This window comes from Streptomyces sp. NPDC060000, from assembly GCF_042737375.1.
Classification (GTDB): Bacteria; Actinomycetota; Actinomycetes; order Streptomycetales; family Streptomycetaceae; genus Streptomyces.
Map to the genome: position 1 here is coordinate 61,996 of NZ_JBHWUU010000043.1, position 16,723 is coordinate 78,718.

Here is a 16,723-nt window from a genome sequence, read left to right on the forward strand (position 1 = left end):
AGACACTGGGCGCGATGAGTGACACTGCCAAGCCGCCCGCCACCCCGCCGCGCGCCCGCGCCGAGATCGACCTGGCCGCGCTGCGGGCCAACGTGCGCACGCTGCGCGCCAAGGCGCCCGACTCGGCCTTCATGGCCGTGGTGAAGGCCGACGGGTACGGACACGGGGCTGTCCCCTGCGCCCGTGCGGCCGTCGAGGCCGGCGCCACCTGGGTGGGCACCGCCACGCCCGAGGAGGCGCTGGCGCTGCGCGCGGCGGGCGGCCTGCCGGCGGACGTCAGGATCATGTGCTGGCTGTGGACGCCGGGCGGGCCCTGGCGCGAGGCGGTCGAGGCCGGTCTCGACGTCTCCGTCGGCGGGCTCTGGGCCCTGCGCGAGGTCGCCGAGGGGGCGCGGGCCGCCGGGCGGGCCGCGCGGGTGCAGCTCAAGGCCGACACCGGGCTCGGGCGCAACGGCTGCCAGCCCGCCGACTGGCCCGAGCTGGTGGGCGAGGCGCTGCGTGCCGAGGGCGAGGGGCTGCTCCGGGTCACCGGGCTGTGGTCGCACTTCGCCTGCGCCGACGAGCCCGGGCATCCGTCCATCGCGCTCCAGCTCGGCCGCTTCCAGGAGATGGTGGCGTACGCCGAACGGCAGGGCGTACGGCCCGAGGTGCGGCACATCGCCAACTCGCCGGCCACGCTCACGCTCCCGCAGACGCACTTCGACCTGGTCCGCCCGGGCATCGCGATGTACGGCCTCTCGCCCAGCCCCGAGCTGGGCGCCTCCGCCGACTTCGGGCTGCGTCCGGTGATGACCCTCGCGGCCTCGCTCGCCCTGGTGAAGCACGTCCCGGGCGGGCACGGCGTGAGCTACGGCCATCACTACGTCACCCCCGGTGCGACCACCCTCGGCCTCGTCCCGCTGGGGTACGCGGACGGTGTTCCCCGGCACGCCTCGGGGAGCGGACCGGTGCTGGTCGGCGGCAAGTGGCGGACGGCCGCCGGACGTATCGCGATGGACCAGTTCGTCGTCGACCTCGGCGGCGACGAGCCCGGGCCCGGCGCGGAGGCGGTCCTCTTCGGCCCCGGCGACCGCGGTGAGCCCACCGCGGAGGACTGGGCCCAGGCGGCCGGGACCATCGGATACGAGATCGTCACGCGCATCGGAGCGCGCGTTCCTCGCGTCTATGTCAATGAGACCCGCGTCAATGAGACCCGCGTCAATGAGACCCGCGTCAATGAGACCCGTGTGGATCGGACGCGTGTCCAGGAGACCCGTGTCAAGGAGACCCGTTCAGGTGAATGAGTAACCAGACGGGTACTCCGCAGTCGGAGCACGGACATCGGCCAAAGAGGAGCGGTACGTGAGCGAGAGCAGTGCGGAGGTGGTGGCGAGCAGTGCGGAGGTCGTGGCGAGCGCGGCCTCGGCGGTCGTCGCCGCCTCCGCCACGGGGGCGGCCGGAGGCTGGCGCCGGGCGACCGGTATCGCCGGCACCGCGATAGGCGTGATCGCCGCGGGAGCCGCGGCGGGTGTCGCCCTGGAGCGGATGACCGTGGGGCGGGGCATGCGGGCGAAGGCCCGGCTCGCCCTCGACTCGACGGGCCCTTACGGCGGACTGCGCGGCACCCCCGGCAAGGCGTACGCCGACGACGGCACCGAGCTGTACTACGAGGTCGACGACGTCGAGCCGCAGGGCGGACCGGCGAACCGGCGGCGCAGGCTCTTCGGGCGCAAGGCGCCGCTCCCCGTCACCGTGGTCTTCAGCCACGGCTACTGCCTCAACCAGGACTCCTGGCACTTCCAGAGGGCGGCCCTGCGCGGTGTCGTACGGACCGTGTACTGGGACCAGCGCAGTCACGGCCGGTCCGGCCGCGGAAACGCCCAGATACAGGACGGCGTGCCGGTCACCATCGACCAGCTGGGGCGCGATCTGAAGGCCGTCGTCGACGCGGCCGTGCCGGAGGGGCCGATCGTGCTCGTCGGGCACTCCATGGGCGGGATGACGGTGATGGCCCTGGCCGCGCTGCACCCCGAGCTGATCCGGGACCGGGTCGTCGCCACCGCCTTCGTCGGCACGTCGTCCGGGCGGCTCGGCGAGGTCAACTTCGGGCTACCGGTCGCGGGCGTGAACGCGGTGCGCCGGGTGCTGCCGGGAGTGCTGAAGGCGCTGGGGCAGCAGGCGGCCCTGGTGGAGAAGGGGCGGCGGGCCACCGCCGATCTCTTCACCGGGATCATCAAGCGGTACTCGTTCGCCTCGCGGGACGTGGACCCGGCGGTGGCACGGTTCGCCGAGCGGATGATCGAGGGCACACCGATCGACGTGGTCGCCGAGTTCTACCCGGCGTTCACGGATCACGACAAGACCGAGGCGCTCGCCTGTTTCACCGGCATACCGGTGCTGGTGCTCGCCGGGATCGGGGATCTGGTCACGCCGAGCGAGCACAGCGAGGCGATCGCCGACGCCTTGCCGGGCGCGGAACTGGTCCTGGTACCGGACGCCGGGCACCTCGTGATGCTGGAGCACCCGGAAGTGGTCACCGACCGCCTCGCTGATCTGCTCGCCCGCACGGGGGCGATACCGAACACGGCTACCGTGAACGGCTGTGACTCCGCCTCCTCCTGACGGAGGTGGCTTCCAGCCTTCGGCTGCGGTCCGGCCCGAACCGACCCCTTGCGGGGTGTGATCAATGTACTACTGCGAGTGAGTGATGATGGAAGAGAACGCAGCATCGCCCCGGTCTGTCCAGCTGCGCGTCAACTCCCCCGAGCAGATGGGCGAGTTGGGTCGTCGTCTGGCCAAGCTGTTGCGGGCCGGAGATCTCGTGATGCTGAGCGGGGAGCTCGGTGCGGGCAAGACGACGCTCACCCGCGGGCTCGGTGCGGGGCTGGGGGTGCGGGGCGCCGTCACCTCGCCGACGTTCGTGATCGCCCGGGTCCACCCCTCCCTGGGGGACGGTCCGCCGCTCGTCCACGTCGACGCGTACCGCCTGGCCGGCGGACTGGACGAGATGGAGGACCTCGACCTCGACGTGTCGCTGCCCGCGTCGGTGATCGTCGTGGAGTGGGGCGAGGGCAAGGTCGAGGAGCTGACCGACGACCGGCTCCAGGTCCTCATCCACCGGGCCGTCGGTGACACCACGGACGAGGTGCGGCACGTGACGGTGACGGGACTCGGGGAGCGGTGGACCACGGCGGACCTGAGCGTGCTGTCGGCCTGAGGGGCTGCGGTCGACCTCAGGGGCCCTCGGGGGCTCGACGCCCGGTGGCCGGGGTCATCCGCCGCAGCCGGTGAGCCGGGGGTCTCGCAGCCGGTGACCAGTGGGGCCCTCACGCCGCCTTGGGGTGCTCGACCGGCCGGTCCTCGAGGGCCGGGTCGGGCAGGCGCGGAGGTGTCGAGACGGCTTCCGCGGCCGCGCACGAGGCCAGCAGATCGCGCATGGACACACCGGCGAGCGTGTGCGGCCGCGGCGGCCGGTTCTTGGGCTCGGTGACCGACATGGACGCCTCCTGGGGTTCGGGGGCGGACGTGGTTAGGTAGACCTAACTACGAAGTTGATACCATGTGACCACGCACGGGACACCGAACGCAACATTTTGCCGACGTCTTGTCGGAACGTTCACGCGTGACCGCGACCCGGGGCACCACGACCTACGGGATCACGGCCCACGGCATCCCGGCCTACGATCCCGGCCTACGACATCAGGGCCTACGACATCAGGGCCTACGGGATCACGACGACGGCCCGGCCGATGGTCGCGAAGTCCCACAGTGCGGCGCCGTCCGCGACGGTCTCCCGGATGCCGCCCGTCCGCACCGTCGGGTCGGGCTCGGGCAGCTCGCCGTCCAGCGCCGCGCTGAAGCCGATCGTCACGTCGTTCACGGTGGTGAAGCGCACGACGTGCTCGACGGGGGTGCCGTCGCTGCCGGTGACGGCACCCGAGCGGGAGGTGACGGCGTAGCTGCCCGGGCGGGGATCCACGCTGCCCGGGGCCACCTCGAACGTGCGCCTGACCTCGGCGTCGGGCCCGACCAGCCACACCCGGTCGTCGTCCAGTGAGTACACGACCCGCTCGCCCACTCCGGAGCCGGCCGGCAGCGCGGTGGGGTGCGCCTTGTCCCGGGGTGCCTTCGCCGCCTTCGTGGGGGCGCCCCCACGCTGCGGCCCGGCGAGGTCGGCCGGCGCGCTCGCCGATGCCTGGAAGGTGAGGAATCCGACCGCCGCCAGGGCCGCAGAGGTGAGCCCGGCCACGAAAGTCGAGCTGCTGCTTGGCATCGGAGACCACCCCGTCTGTCCCGTACGTCACGTTTCGCGGCGACGTTAGCAGTCATCATCCCTCCGACCGGTACGGCCGTGTCGGGGGCACGGGAGCCGTAGGCTGTTTGCGTGCTCTTGCTCGCTCTGGATACCGCCACCCCCGCCGTCACCGTCGCGCTGCACGACGGCACGGACGTCATCGCCTCCTCGAGTCAGGTGGACGCGCGCCGGCACGGCGAGCTGCTGCTGCCGGCCGTCGACCGGCTGCTCGAAGGAGCCGGGCTCACGCTCGACGCCGTCACCGGCATCGTCGTCGGCGTAGGCCCCGGCCCGTACACGGGGCTCAGAGTCGGTCTGATGACCGCCGACACCTTCGGGCTCGCGCTCGGCGTCCCCGTGCACGGTCTGTGCACACTCGACGGCCTCGCCTACGCGTCCGGCCTCCAAGGCCCCTTCGTCGTGGCGACCGACGCCCGCCGCAAGGAGGTCTACTGGGCGCGTTACGCCGATTCGCGGACCCGGGTCTCCGGCCCCGCGGTGGACCGGCCGGCCGACATCGCCGACGAGGTGGCCGGGCTGCCGTCCGTCGGCGCGGGCGCGCTGCTGTACCCGGACACCTTTCCCCACGCGCACGAGCCCGAGCACGTCTCGGCCGCCGCGCTCGCGGGTCTGGCCGCGGAGAAGCTGGCGGCGGGCGAGGAGCTCTCCGCCCCGCGCCCGCTGTACCTGCGCCGGCCGGACGCCCAGGTGCCGAAGAACTACAAGGTGGTCACCCCCAAGTGACCGAAGCCGTCAACCCACCCGGCCGGCCCGTGCTGCGTGAGATGCGCTGGTGGGACATCGAATCCGTGCTTGAGCTGGAGAAGGACCTCTTTCCCGAGGACGCCTGGTCGCGGGGCATGTTCTGGTCCGATCTGGCACACGCCCGCGGCCCCGAGGCGACCCGGCGGTATCTCGTCGCGGTCGACACGACGGCCGGCGTCGAGCGGATCGTCGGGTACGCGGGCCTGGCCGCCGCCGGAGACCTCGGCGACGTCCAGACCATCGCCGTCGCCCGCGACCACCAGGGCACCGGCCTCGGCGGCCGTCTGCTGACGGAGCTGCTGCGCGCGGCCACCGCGTTCGAGTGCGCCGAGGTCATGCTGGAGTGCCGGATCGACAACGTGCGCGCCCAGAAGCTCTACGAACGCTTCGGCTTCGAGGCCATCGGCTTCCGGCGCGGCTACTACCAGCCGGGGAACGTGGACGCCCTGGTGATGCGGCTGACCGATCCATCGACATCCGTACCGACTCCGGTACAAGGGACACAGGAAACCGAGAACAATGGCTGACGAACCCCTGGTTCTGGGGATCGAGACCTCCTGCGACGAGACCGGCGTCGGCGTCGTGCGCGGCAGGACCCTGCTGGCGGACGCGATCGCCTCCAGCGTCGACGAGCACGCCCGTTTCGGCGGGGTCGTGCCGGAGGTGGCGTCCCGGGCCCATCTGGAGGCGATGGTCCCGACCATCGACCGGGCGCTCAAGGAAGCGGGGGTGAGCGCGAAGGACCTCGACGGCATCGCGGTCACGGCCGGTCCCGGTCTCGCCGGCGCCCTGCTGGTCGGCGTCTCGGCGGCGAAGGCGTACGCCTACGCCCTCGGCAAGCCCCTCTACGGCGTGAACCACCTCGCCTCGCACATCTGCGTGGACCAGCTGGAGCACGGCGCGCTGCCCGAGCCGACGATGGCGCTGCTGGTGTCCGGCGGCCACTCGTCCCTGCTGCTGTCCACAGACATCACCTCCGACGTCCGTCCGCTGGGCGCGACCATCGACGACGCGGCGGGCGAGGCATTCGACAAGATCGCCCGCGTGCTGAACCTGGGTTTCCCGGGCGGCCCGGTGATCGACCGCTACGCGCGCGAGGGCGACCCCTCGGCCATCGCGTTCCCACGCGGCCTCACCGGCCCGCGCGACCCGGTGTACGACTTCTCCTTCTCCGGGCTGAAGACGTCGGTCGCCCGCTGGATCGAGGCGAAGCGGGCGGCGGGCGAGGAGGTCCCGGTCCGTGATGTGGCGGCCTCCTTCCAGGAGGCGGTCGTGGACGTCCTGACCCGCAAGGCCGTACGGGCCTGCAAGGACGAGGGCGTCGACCACCTGATGATCGGCGGCGGCGTGGCCGCGAACACCCGGCTGCGGGCCCTGGCGCAGGAGCGCTGTGAGGCCGCCGGTATCCGGCTGCGCGTCCCGCGTCCCAAGCTGTGCACGGACAACGGCGCGATGGTGGCGGCCCTGGGCGCGGAGATGGTGGCCCGGGGGCGCGCCGCTTCCGGCTGGGACCTGTCGGCGGACTCCTCGCTGCCGGTGACGGAGCCGCATGTGCCGGGCCGACCGCCCGCCCACGACCACGATCACGATCACGATCACGTGCACGAGGTCAGCAAGGGCAACCTCTACTCATGACGGTCGCGCTGATGTGGGAGGCCCGGGCGGTCGCCGGGCGGGGCGAGGAACTGCTGGCCTGGGCGCGGGCGCAGGAGCTCGCGGAGAAGCCCGTGCGCCGCGAGACCTTCCGCGCCCCGCAGGACCGGGTGCTGGTCATCACCTGGTGGGACGCGGAGTACGACGCCGTACTCCCCGAACTGCCGGAGCCCGACGGGGAGTTGGTGGGCCGCGCGGTTCATCGGTGGCGGTTCGAGCCGGTGGGGAGCGAACGGGCCGGGTGAGCCGCGTCCGAAGCCCGACCTGGACAGCGGGGTGACCGTACCGTCACTCCAGGTGCGTGTGGGGTGACATCGAGGTCGGTGGTGGCGAGCCGGAGTCGTCGGACAGTATGCGGACGTTCGGCGGCTTCGTGCAGGGGCTGCGCGAGCATCGCGGGCCGAGCCGGGAGGAGTTCCCCACCTCGCCCTCGACCCGGCGCCTCGGCCGCCTTCGTCGCCGCGCTCTACGGCTGAGGCGACGACAGCACCCACACCGACGTCACCAGCGTTCCCGCGCACACGGCGAAGGCCACCGACGCGACCACGGTTCCGCCGGTCAGGACGAAGCCCGCGAGGACGCCGAGTGTGGTGCCGGACGTGGCGGTCACCGCGCCTCGCCACCAGGGGCGGGCGGGGCGTACGACCGTGTCGGCGGGGAGGACGAACGCGTCCCGCAGGTCGCCCCGGACGGCCTCGTGGTCGTCGAAGGCCATGAACATCGGGCGGTACCGGCGCAGCTTTCCGAGGGGGACCAGGCGGGTGCCGTCGGGCAGTGTGACGACGGCGGGGCGCAGGCTTCCGTCGCCCGCGCGGTGCACGCTCACCTCGACCTCGCCGGACGTCTCGTCGAGCACCGGATGCCACATGACGCGCTGCCAGTGGCGGGCGTCGCCCTCGGGGGCCGTCAGCGCCAGCCACGTCGTCATCGGGTCCCGCCATGCCGTCGCCGGGCGTCGGCCGTAGAGGACGCGCCCCGTCATCGGGAGGCCGGGCCGCCGCACCCCGAGGCGGAAGCGCAGACCTCGCCAGACCCAGACGGAGGTCGGGAGCAGGGCGGCCACTCCGCCCAGGACGACCGGGAAGATCAGGTCGTCCTCCGTCGCCGTCTCGTCCCCGCCGGCCGGGAAGCCCTTGGGGGTCGGGTCGTCGGGGTCGTAGTCCACCAGGAAGAACGCCTTGTTGCGGTATGGGTCGTCGTAGGTCGGGAACTGCTGTACGTGCGCACGACCCCCCGCGTCGGTCCAGCGCACGCGGACGTCGTCCTCGTCGCCGATGCCGTTCTCGACGACCACGCCGACGGCCGTCGAGGTGGCCCGGTCGCGGGCGTCGGCGTAGCGCTGGGCGTGGAGGCCGAGCCAGGCGGCGAACAGGGCGTAGCCGGTGAGGATGACGGCCACGCCCAGGAGGCCCACGCGCAGGGCGGGTCCGGGGCGGCTCATACGGCCCACTCCTTCGGCTCGGCGGACGCCCACAGGGTGCGTACCGGTTCGGGGTCGCCGTCGCGCACGGCCTCGTCCAGCAGTTCGTGCAGGTCGACGATCCGGCCGCCGTCCGGCGCCGTGACGACCGTCGTGAGCCAGCGGCTGGTGTACGTCCAGCCCGCCGTGCACAGCACCTCCGCGAAGGGCGGGCTCACGGCCCCGGCGACGACGCTCCGGGCGAGCGCCGGACGGACGGTCGTCGGTGCCCACCGCAGCACGGGGTCGACGCTGCGGGCCAGCCGGGGCCAGGTGCCGTCGGCGAGGGCGTCCAGGGCCAGTGTCACCGCCTCCGTCGAGCTGTCCCGGCGGGCGGCGTGGAGGAGGGCGAGGCGGGTGTCGAAGCCGAGTTCGCGCAGGCGGCTGTGCGGCATGTCGAGGAGGCGTACGGGACTCACCTCGTCGTCGCGCGGCCCCTCGTCCGGCTCCCAGTCCAGCCGGGTCAGTTGCCGGACGCACCACGCCTCGACGGCCGCCCCGGTCCGCAGGGTGAGCGGAGCCGGGCCGTACGGGCTCTCGGCGTGGGCGGGCAGCCCGGCCACGCGGTGATCGAGGGGCGGGTGGTCAGCCGTGGCGTACGGGTCGACCGCGTCCTCCTCGGCGACGGCGCGGGCGGCCCGGCGAGCGACGTGCGGGTCGCCAAGGGCGGTGTCGAGGGCGTCGTAGAAGTCCTCGGGCCAGGCGTCCTCCTCGGCCAGCGCCGACAGCCAGCCTTCGCCGAGCCCCTCGAACGCGGCATGGAGCAGCCCGGCCCGGCGCAGCGCCTCGGCGGTGGCCTCGGTGCCCGTGATCCGGGCGGCGTCGGCGTCGGCGGCCGTCTCGCCCCTCCACAGGAGAGGCTGTGAGGCGCGGAGCAGGGGGCCCGCCAGGGGAGCCAGGGGGCGGAATCGGCCCTCCAGCCGGTCCGCCAGCCGGGCGCGGGCGAACCGCAGCAGGGTCGCGCGCCGGTCGCCCACGTGCCGCTCGTGCGCCAGCTCGTGCGCGATCACGGAGGCCAGCTGGGCCTCGGTCAGGTTGCGCAGCAGCGGCAGGCCGAGGAGGAGGATGTGGGTGCGCACGCCCGCGACCTTCGCGCGCCCCAGCGATGCCTGGACGCCGGGCACGATCCGCACGAGGAGCGGCTCGCGGAAGCCGAGCCGCTCGGCCACGTCCCGCACCAGCGCGGCCAGCTCCGGTTCGTCCCCGGGGCGCACCGCCCGGCCGGGCAGCGGGCCGCGTGCCGCCATGACGGCCCTGGAGATCTCGACTGCGATCAGGAACAGCGGCGCGGCCGGCGCCCACTGGGGACCCCGGAGGAAGAGCGCGGCGAACAGGACCGCTGCGGCGACCGCCCTCGGCAGCCAGGCCAGCGCGAGCATGGCGAGACCGAGCAGCCACTCATGGGCTCGGTGGCCTTCGCGGGTGCCGGTGTCCGCGGATATGGGGGCGTCCATGGTGTTCCCGTCGCGTTCCCGTCGCATGGCTGGACGGTCGGCGGATTCTGCCACGCGGACCCCCCATGGCCGCACCTCAGTTACGCGAAGCCTCCACGTCGCAGTGCAGCCGCCGCTCCGCCCCCACCTCGCGCACCGGTCCGGTGAGCCGCACCCGGGCCGTCTCCCGCGCCTGCCCGCTGGACGTCCCCAACCGCAGCTCGAGCGCGCCGGGTTCGACCACCCGGCGCCCCGCACGGTCGGTGAACGCCGACAGGTCGGCGTGGAAGCGGAAGGTCACCCGCGCCGACCCGCCCGCCGCCAGCTCCAGGCGCTGATAGCCGATCAGCCGTACGTCGGGACGCGTCACGCTCGCCACCGGGTCGTGCAGATACAGCTGTACGACCTCCGCGCCCGCCCGCCCACCGGTGTTGCGGACCGTGACGGACAGGTCGTACGAGCCGTCCGTGCCGATCTCCGCGTCCGGGCCCGAGAAGTCCTCCCACGCGAACGCCGTGTACGAGCGACCGTGCCCGAAGGGGTAGAGCGGGGTCGGGTCCAGGTTGCTGACCTCGCCCGCCAGGCCCAGTGGCGGCTGGAGGTAGGTCCAGGGCTGGCCGCCGGGCAGGTGCGGCACGCTCACCGGGAGGCGGCCCGATGGGTTCACCCGGCCGGACAGCACGCCCGCCACCGCCGGGCCGCCCTCCTCGCCCGGGAAGAACGCCTGCACGACCGCACCCAGCCGCCCGTGCCAGCGGCCGAGCGCGTAGGGGCGGCCGGTGAGCAGCACGAGGACGACCGGCACGCCCGTCGCGACCAGCGCGTCCAGCAGTTCGTTCTGGACGCCGGGCAGGTTCAGGTCGGTCACGTCGCAGCCCTCGCCGGAGGTGCCCCGGCCGAACAGGCCCGCCCGGTCGCCGAGGACGGCCACGCAGACGTCCGCCTCCGAGGCGCGGGCGATGGCCTCCGTGAAGCCGGACGGATCCGGGTCCGAGACCCCGCAGCCCTCCGTGAACGTGACCTTCGCGTCGGGGAGTTCGGCCCGCAGGGACTCCAGCAGGGTCGGGATCGAGATGCCCGGGTCCACCTCGGGGTGGTGGGTGAGGACATGGGACGGGAAGGAGTAGCAGCCCAGCATCGCGAGCGGGTCGGCCGCCCTCGGGCCCACCACGGCGACGCGGGTGTCGGGGGCGAGGGGGAGCAGGTCGTCGGGGTTGTCCAGCAGGACCACCGACTCCTCCGCCAGCCGGCGGGCCAGGGCGCGGTTCGCCGGTGGGTCGAGGTCGACCGGCCCGGCGGTCTCCGGCTCCGGCCGCCAGTCCTCGTCCAGCAGGCCCAGTTCGCACTTCTGGAGCAGGACGCGGTGGGCGGCCCGGTCGACCAGTTCCTCGGGGAGCTCGCCGGCGCGCACGGCCGTGACCAGCGCCTCGCCGTAGTACTTCACGGTGGGCAGCTCGACGTCGATGCCGGCCGCCAGGGCGAGGTGGGCCGCCTCCGCGGGGGTGCCGGCGACCCGGTGCAGGGTCTGGAGGAAGCCGATGCCGAAGTAGTCGGCGACGACCGTGCCGGTGAAGCCCCACTCCTCGCGTAGAAGGCGGGTCAGCAGCTCGGGGTCGGCGGAGGCCGGGACGCCGTCGCGTTCCGTGTAGGCGGCCATCACCGAGCGGGCGCCGCCCTCGCGCAGCGCCATCTCGAAGGGGGGCAGGGTGACGTCCGCGAACTCGCGCGTTCCCGCGCGCACCGGGGCGAGGTTGCGGGCGCCCACCGAGGAGGCGTACCCGGCGAAGTGCTTCAGCGTGGCGACGATCCCGGCGGACTCGAGCCCGCGGACGTAGGCCGTGCCGACCGTGCCGACCAGGTACGGGTCCTCGCCGATCGTCTCCTCGACCCGGCCCCAGCGCGGATCGCGTACGACGTCCAGGACGGGGGCGAGGCCCTGGTGGACGCCGACCGCGCGCAGGTCGCGGCCGATCGCCCGGCCCATCTCCTCCACCAGCGGCGGGTCGAAGGCGGCGCCCCAGGCCAGCGGGACCGGGTAGGCGGTGGCCCGCCAGGCGGTGAAGCCGGCCAGGCACTCCTCGTGGGCGACCGCGGGGATGCCGAAGCGGCCGGCCGCGGCGATCCGGCGCTGGGCCAGGGCCAGGGCGCGGGCGCCGAGCGCGGGGTCCACGGGCGCGCTGCCGAAGGACCGGGTCAGCTGGCCGAGCCCCCGGGTGATCAGCTCGTCGTAGTCGTCGGCGTGGTCGGCGGTCATGTCGTGCTGGTGCGGGGCGACTCCGTCGCCGTCCGTCGCGGCGCCGACCCACACGCCGTACAGCTGGGCGGTCTTCTCCTCCAGGGTCATCCGGGAGAGGAGGTCGGCGACGCGGGCGGCGGCGGGCAGGGCCGGGTCACGCCAGGGGGCGGTGGTCATGAAACTCCTGTCAGAGGTCGGTGAGCCACCAGGTGGACAGTCGGACAGTCGGTGCGGAAGCGAGGCGGTACGAATGTTTCGATCTGTACTTCGAATGTTCCGGGAACCTATGGCGTCGCAATAGGTTCGTCAAGAGGTCGCGTGGCGATACGATCGCCGCCATGACACCCTCGGAGCCCGCGGAAACGCGGACAGAAGCGCGGCCGACACAGACCGCGACGCTCGCGGAGATCGCCCGTGAGGCCGGCGTATCGGCACCGACTGTTTCGAAGGTCCTCAACGGCCGCGCCGATGTCGCCCCTTCGACCCGCGCCCGCGTCGAGGAACTGCTGCGCGCCCACGGCTACCGGCGCCGCCGGGCCGAGGCGACCCGCTCCCCGCTGATCGACCTGGTCTTCCACGAGTTGGAGAGCGCCTGGGCGATGGAGGTCATCCGGGGGGTGGAGAACGTGGCGCGGGACGCCGGGCTGAGTGTCGTGCTCAGCGAGAGCGCCGGACGGCTCACGCCCGGGCGGACCTGGGCGGACCAGGTCGCCGCCCGCCGCCCGCACGGCGTCGTGCTGGTCCTCTCCGGGCTCGACGAGTCCCAGCGGGCGTTGCTCACCAGCCGTTCCATCCCGTTCGTGGTGATGGACCCGGCCGGCGACCCGGGCGCCGACGTGCCGTCCATCGGGGCCACCAACTGGCAGGGTGGCCTGGCCGCGACCCGGCACCTGGTCGAGCTGGGGCACCGGCGGATCGGGGCGATCAGCGGGCCGCCGCAGATGATGTGCAGCCGTGCCCGGATCGACGGCTACCGCGCCGCGCTGGAGACGGCCGGGCTGCCGGTCGACCACGCGCTGGTCAAGACCGGCGACTTCCACCACGAGACCGGCTACCGGCTCGGCCGCGAGCTCCTGGACCGCCCCGACCGGCCCACCGCCGTCTTCGCGGGCAACGACCTCCAGGCACTCGGCTTCTACGAGGCCGCCCGCGAGCTGGGGCTGCGCATCCCGGAGGACGTGAGCGTGGTCGGCTTCGACGATCTGCCGGTGGCCCGCTGGGTGGGGCCGCCGTTGACGACCGTCCGCCAGCCGCTGACGGAGATGGCCGAGGCGGCGGCCCGGCTGGTGCTTGAGCTGGCGCGCTCGACGTCCCGGGAGGCGGCGACGGCGACCCGGGTGGAGCTGGCGACGAGCCTGGTGGTCCGGGCGAGTACCGGAGCGCCGCCCGCCCGGTAGGAACGCGGGCGGCCGTCAGGACCGCCTGTGGCCGGAAGTTGACGTATTGACGGGTGTGGCGGACGCCCCCACACTCCTCCGAAGTCAATCGGTTGCACGACCGAAACTTTCGGAGGCACCCGCAGTGAGATCCTCCAGTTCATCGACACGTGCACGTCTCGCCGCCCTGCTCGCCGGGGCTGTCACCGTCGGCGCCCTCCTGACCGGAGTGGCGCACGCGGCCGACACCCCGCTGCGCGATCTGGGCGCGGCCAAGGGCAAGGTCATCGGCACGGCCGTCACCGGCTCCAAGCTCACCGGGACATACGGCGACCTGGCCGGGGCGCAGTTCAGCTCTCTCACCCCCGGCAACGCCATGAAGTGGGGCTCGGTGGAGCCCACCCAGAACTCCTTCAACTGGGCCGAGGCCGACCAGATCGTGGCCTTCGCGCAGGCCCACAGCCAGCAGGTGCGCGGTCACACCCTGGTCTGGCACAGCCAGAACCCCAACTGGCTCACCAACGGCACCTGGACGTCCGCCCAGCTCGGCACCCTGCTGCAGAACCACATCAACACCGAGGTCGGCCGCTACAAGGGCAGGATCGCCGCCTGGGACGTCGTCAACGAGGCCTTCAACGAGGACGGCACCTACCGCTCGACCCTCTGGTACAACGGCCTCGGCGCGGACTACATCGCGAGCGCCCTCACCTGGGCCAGGGCCGCCGACCCGGCGGCGAAGCTCTACATCAACGACTACAACGTCGAGGGCGTCAACGCGAAGAGCACCGCGCTCTACAACCTGGTCAAGTCGCTGAAGGAGCGGGGAGTCCCCATCGACGGGGTCGGTCTCCAGGCCCACCTCGTCCTCGGCCAGGTCCCCGCCACCCTCCAGCAGAACATCCAGCGCTTCGCCGACCTCGGCGTCGACGTGGCGATCACCGAGCTGGACATCCGGATGGCGCTGCCGGCCGACAGCGGCAAACTGGCCCAGCAGAAGGCCGACTACAAGGCGGTGACCGCGGCCTGCGTGGCGGTGGCGCGCTGCGTGAACCTCACCGTCTGGGGCTTCACCGACTCCGACTCCTGGGTGGACAGCACGTTCCCGGGCTACGGGGCGGCGACGCCGTACGACGCGAACTACGCGCCGAAACCGGCGTACTACGGCATCGCCGAGGCGCTGGGCGGCACGACGACGACGCCTCCGACCGGTGCCTGCACGGCGGCGTACAGGGTGGGCAGCCAGTGGAACACCGGGTTCACCGGGAACGTGACGATCTCCTGCTCGGGCGCTTCGCTTTCGTCCTGGAAGGTGACCTGGACGTACGGCGCGGGCCAGCAGATCACCCAGGCCTGGAACGCGGGCTGCACCCAGTCGGGAACGGCCGTGACCTGTGTGAACGCCTCGTACAACGGGTCTGTCCCGGACGGGGGTTCGGTGACCTTCGGGTTCAACGCGAGCTGGAGCGGCAGCAATCCGGTGCCGGTGGTGACACTGGGCTGACGGTGAGGCGGGGCTGACGGTGACACCTGGCCGAGGGTGACGCCAGGCTGAGGATCGTGAGATTTCCACGAGAAATCCGCCGCGGGGCCGCGGTCCTAACAGTCCGCTCATAATTCGGACTTACGTTCTTGTCCGTGACGCGACACGAGGAGCAGGACGACGCGGGCAGACGGCCGGGCAGACAGACGGGCCGGCGGCCGCGAGTGCTGATGGCCGCCGGTCTCACCCTGGCCGCCGCCCTGGTGGCGGGCATCGGGGCGGCGGGCTGGGCCTACTGGCACCTCGACGACAACATCAAGAGCGTCGACATCGACAACGCGCTCGGCGACAACCGACCCGCGAAGACGGTCACCGCCCCGGCCGCGTCCGGTTCGGCGTCCGCCTCCCCGCTGCCCGCGGAGGCCGTGAACATCCTGGTGCTGGGCTCGGACTCGCGCAGCGGCAAGGAGAACCAGGAGCTCGGCGGCGGCGACAGCGCCGGCGCCCGCTCCGACACCGCGATGGTCGTGCACATCGACGCGGGCCGCACGACGGCCACCGTCGTCAGCATCCCGCGCGACACCCTCGTCACCCGCCCCTCCTGCCCGCTGTCCGGCGGCGGTTCGACGGCGGTGGCGTACGGCGTGATGTTCAACACCGCCTACTCGGTCGGCGGTCCGGTCTGCGCCGTCAAGACGGTCGAGTCGATCACCGACGTCCGCATGGACCACTACGTCGAGGTCGACTTCTCGGGCTTCGCGAAGCTCGTGGACGCGCTCGGTAGGGTCACCGTCACCACCGACGAGGACATCGACGACGACGACAGCCACCTGCACCTCGCGGCCGGCACCCATCATCTGAACGGCACCCGGGCCCTCGCCCTGGCCCGCACCCGGCACGGCATAGGCGACGGCAGCGACCTCGGCCGCATAGGCCTCCAGCAGAAGCTGGTGAAGGCCCTGCTGGGGCAGATCGCCTCGACCGACCTGCTGACCAGCCCCACCCGGCTCTACGCGGTCGCGGACGCGGTCACCGGCAGCCTCACGACGGACACCGGCCTCGACTCGCTCGCGGAACTGATGGAACTCGCGCAGAGCCTGAAGGGTCTGCCGGCCACCGGACTGAAGACGGTGACCATGCCCGTGGTGACGGCCCCCTCCGACCCCAACCGGGTGGTGGCACAGGAACCGGCGGCGAGCGGGCTGTGGAAGTCGCTGAAATGATTTCCGGCGAGGGTGTCGATCGGGTCCGCTCCCGTTCGACGAAGGGGTGAGAGGCCGGGAAGGACCCGGCTCACCGCACCCGAGGAGTCACCATGCCCCGCTACCTGTCGCTCGTGAAGATCGACGAAGCCACCGCGCCGGCCGAGGGCCCCAGCCCCGAGCTGATGCAGCGGATGGGCGAGCTGATCGAGGAGATCACCAAGGCCGGCGTCATGCTGCAGACCGAGGGGCTCACCCCGACCTCGCAGGGCGCCAGGGTGCGCTACGAGGGCGGCAAGATCTCCGTCACCGACGGACCCTTCACCGAGTCCAAGGAGGCCGTCGGCGGCTACGCGATCATGCAGTGCAAGGACCAGGCCGAGGCCATCGAGTGGACGAAGCGGTTCCTGAAGGTGCACGAGGACTTCTGGACCGTGACCTGTGAGGTGCGGGAGATCGCCGAGGGCTGAGCGGCCCCTGGGGCGTACGGCGGTGCGTTCGTTGGCCTGAACGTGTGCCGGGGTGTTCGATGGTGGGCTGTGGAACAACAACCCACCCCCGACCCCCGGCCCACCCCCGACCCACCGCCCGCCCCCGACCCACCGCCCGCCGCGGACCCGCCTCCCGACCCGGACCCCGAGTCCGACCCGGACCCCGAGTCCGTCACGGGCCCCGGGTCCGCCATGGGCCCCCGTCCCGCCCCGGGCGCCGGGTCCGCCATGGGCGCCGGGCCCGCCCCGGACACCCGGTCCGCCACGGGTCCCGGGTCCGCCTCGGGTGCCCGGTGCGCCCCGGATCCGTCGCCCGTCCAGGAGCTTCGGCCCGTCTCGGATCCCCGGTCGGACC

Annotated in this window: 16 protein-coding genes and 1 pseudogene; 12 read left to right on the forward strand and 5 right to left on the reverse strand. The window is 72.9% G+C overall.

From position 1 onward, the window contains the following. Window positions 1–14: 14 nt before the first annotated feature. From alr to tsaE, 3 genes are all read left to right on the forward strand, one after another. Window positions 15–1,283, forward strand: a complete 1,269-nt coding sequence (alr, locus tag ACFWBB_RS22750; RefSeq protein ID WP_385275331.1) for an alanine racemase — start codon at window positions 15–17, stop codon at window positions 1,281–1,283. Between the two features lie 58 nt (window positions 1,284–1,341). Then, window positions 1,342–2,601, forward strand: a complete 1,260-nt coding sequence (locus ACFWBB_RS22755; protein WP_385275334.1) for an alpha/beta fold hydrolase — start codon at window positions 1,342–1,344, stop codon at window positions 2,599–2,601. 88 nt (window positions 2,602–2,689) lie between these two features. Further along, window positions 2,690–3,196: a tRNA (adenosine(37)-N6)-threonylcarbamoyltransferase complex ATPase subunit type 1 TsaE gene (tsaE, locus tag ACFWBB_RS22760; RefSeq protein WP_385275375.1), complete on the forward strand. Its 507-nt coding sequence runs from the start codon at window positions 2,690–2,692 to the stop codon at window positions 3,194–3,196. Between the two features lie 109 nt (window positions 3,197–3,305). Here tsaE and ACFWBB_RS22765 read toward each other — a convergent pair whose 3' ends face one another. Beyond that, window positions 3,306–3,476 (reverse strand): hypothetical protein, encoded by a 171-nt coding sequence (locus ACFWBB_RS22765; RefSeq protein ID WP_385275337.1) that lies wholly within the window; start codon window positions 3,474–3,476, stop codon window positions 3,306–3,308. 224 nt (window positions 3,477–3,700) lie between these two features. Next, complete coding sequence (locus ACFWBB_RS22770; protein ID WP_385275340.1) at window positions 3,701–4,252, reverse strand: hypothetical protein; 552 nt, start codon at window positions 4,250–4,252, stop codon at window positions 3,701–3,703. A 111-nt stretch (window positions 4,253–4,363) separates the two neighbouring features. Here ACFWBB_RS22770 and tsaB point away from each other — a divergent pair, with 111 nt between their 5' ends. The 5 genes and pseudogenes from tsaB to ACFWBB_RS22795 all read left to right on the forward strand — a co-directional run. Next, the gene (gene tsaB / locus ACFWBB_RS22775) at window positions 4,364–5,017 is read left to right on the forward strand and encodes a tRNA (adenosine(37)-N6)-threonylcarbamoyltransferase complex dimerization subunit type 1 TsaB (RefSeq protein WP_385275343.1); all 654 of its coding nucleotides are present in this window, start codon (window positions 4,364–4,366) and stop codon (window positions 5,015–5,017) included. 41 nt (window positions 5,018–5,058) lie between these two features. Further along, entirely contained in the window at window positions 5,059–5,565 is a 507-nt protein-coding gene (rimI, locus tag ACFWBB_RS22780) for a ribosomal protein S18-alanine N-acetyltransferase (RefSeq protein ID WP_385275378.1), read from the forward strand. Further along, window positions 5,558–6,673: a tRNA (adenosine(37)-N6)-threonylcarbamoyltransferase complex transferase subunit TsaD gene (gene tsaD, locus ACFWBB_RS22785; protein WP_385275346.1), complete on the forward strand. Its 1,116-nt coding sequence runs from the start codon at window positions 5,558–5,560 to the stop codon at window positions 6,671–6,673. The genes rimI and tsaD overlap by 8 nt, the downstream gene beginning before the upstream one ends. After that, window positions 6,670–6,936 carry a hypothetical protein gene (locus tag ACFWBB_RS22790; RefSeq protein WP_385275349.1) on the forward strand — a complete coding sequence of 89 codons (267 nt, stop codon included), beginning with the start codon at window positions 6,670–6,672 and terminating at the stop codon, window positions 6,934–6,936. The genes tsaD and ACFWBB_RS22790 overlap by 4 nt, the downstream gene beginning before the upstream one ends. A gap of 68 nt (window positions 6,937–7,004) precedes the next feature. After that, window positions 7,005–7,109: pseudogene (locus tag ACFWBB_RS22795) on the forward strand (transcriptional regulator); the annotation flags it as partial. A 48-nt stretch (window positions 7,110–7,157) separates the two neighbouring features. Here ACFWBB_RS22795 and ACFWBB_RS22800 read toward each other — a convergent pair. Genes ACFWBB_RS22800 through ACFWBB_RS22810 form a run of 3 tightly spaced genes read right to left on the reverse strand, consistent with a single transcriptional unit; the run spans window position 7,158 to window position 11,996 of the window. Next, window positions 7,158–8,132 carry a hypothetical protein gene (locus ACFWBB_RS22800; protein ID WP_385275352.1) on the reverse strand — a complete coding sequence of 325 codons (975 nt, stop codon included), beginning with the start codon at window positions 8,130–8,132 and terminating at the stop codon, window positions 7,158–7,160. After that, the gene (locus ACFWBB_RS22805; protein WP_385275355.1) at window positions 8,129–9,631 is read right to left on the reverse strand and encodes a M48 family metalloprotease; all 1,503 of its coding nucleotides are present in this window, start codon (window positions 9,629–9,631) and stop codon (window positions 8,129–8,131) included. The genes ACFWBB_RS22800 and ACFWBB_RS22805 overlap by 4 nt, the downstream gene beginning before the upstream one ends. Before the next feature lie 49 nt (window positions 9,632–9,680). Then, window positions 9,681–11,996 (reverse strand): glycoside hydrolase family 3 N-terminal domain-containing protein, encoded by a 2,316-nt coding sequence (locus ACFWBB_RS22810; protein WP_385275358.1) that lies wholly within the window; start codon window positions 11,994–11,996, stop codon window positions 9,681–9,683. A gap of 161 nt (window positions 11,997–12,157) precedes the next feature. Here ACFWBB_RS22810 and ACFWBB_RS22815 point away from each other — a divergent pair, with 161 nt between their 5' ends. The 4 genes from ACFWBB_RS22815 (at window position 12,158) to ACFWBB_RS22830 (ending at window position 16,347) form a co-directional block, all read left to right on the forward strand. Then, on the forward strand, window positions 12,158–13,216 hold the full coding sequence (locus ACFWBB_RS22815) for a LacI family DNA-binding transcriptional regulator (protein ID WP_385275361.1): 1,059 nt from the start codon (window positions 12,158–12,160) through the stop codon (window positions 13,214–13,216). A 124-nt stretch (window positions 13,217–13,340) separates the two neighbouring features. After that, window positions 13,341–14,696 (forward strand): endo-1,4-beta-xylanase, encoded by a 1,356-nt coding sequence (locus ACFWBB_RS22820; protein WP_385275364.1) that lies wholly within the window; start codon window positions 13,341–13,343, stop codon window positions 14,694–14,696. A gap of 209 nt (window positions 14,697–14,905) precedes the next feature. Next, complete coding sequence (locus ACFWBB_RS22825) at window positions 14,906–15,898, forward strand: LCP family protein (protein ID WP_385275381.1); 993 nt, start codon at window positions 14,906–14,908, stop codon at window positions 15,896–15,898. 92 nt (window positions 15,899–15,990) lie between these two features. Beyond that, window positions 15,991–16,347 (forward strand): YciI family protein, encoded by a 357-nt coding sequence (locus tag ACFWBB_RS22830; RefSeq protein WP_385275367.1) that lies wholly within the window; start codon window positions 15,991–15,993, stop codon window positions 16,345–16,347. Window positions 16,348–16,723 lie beyond the last annotated feature (376 nt).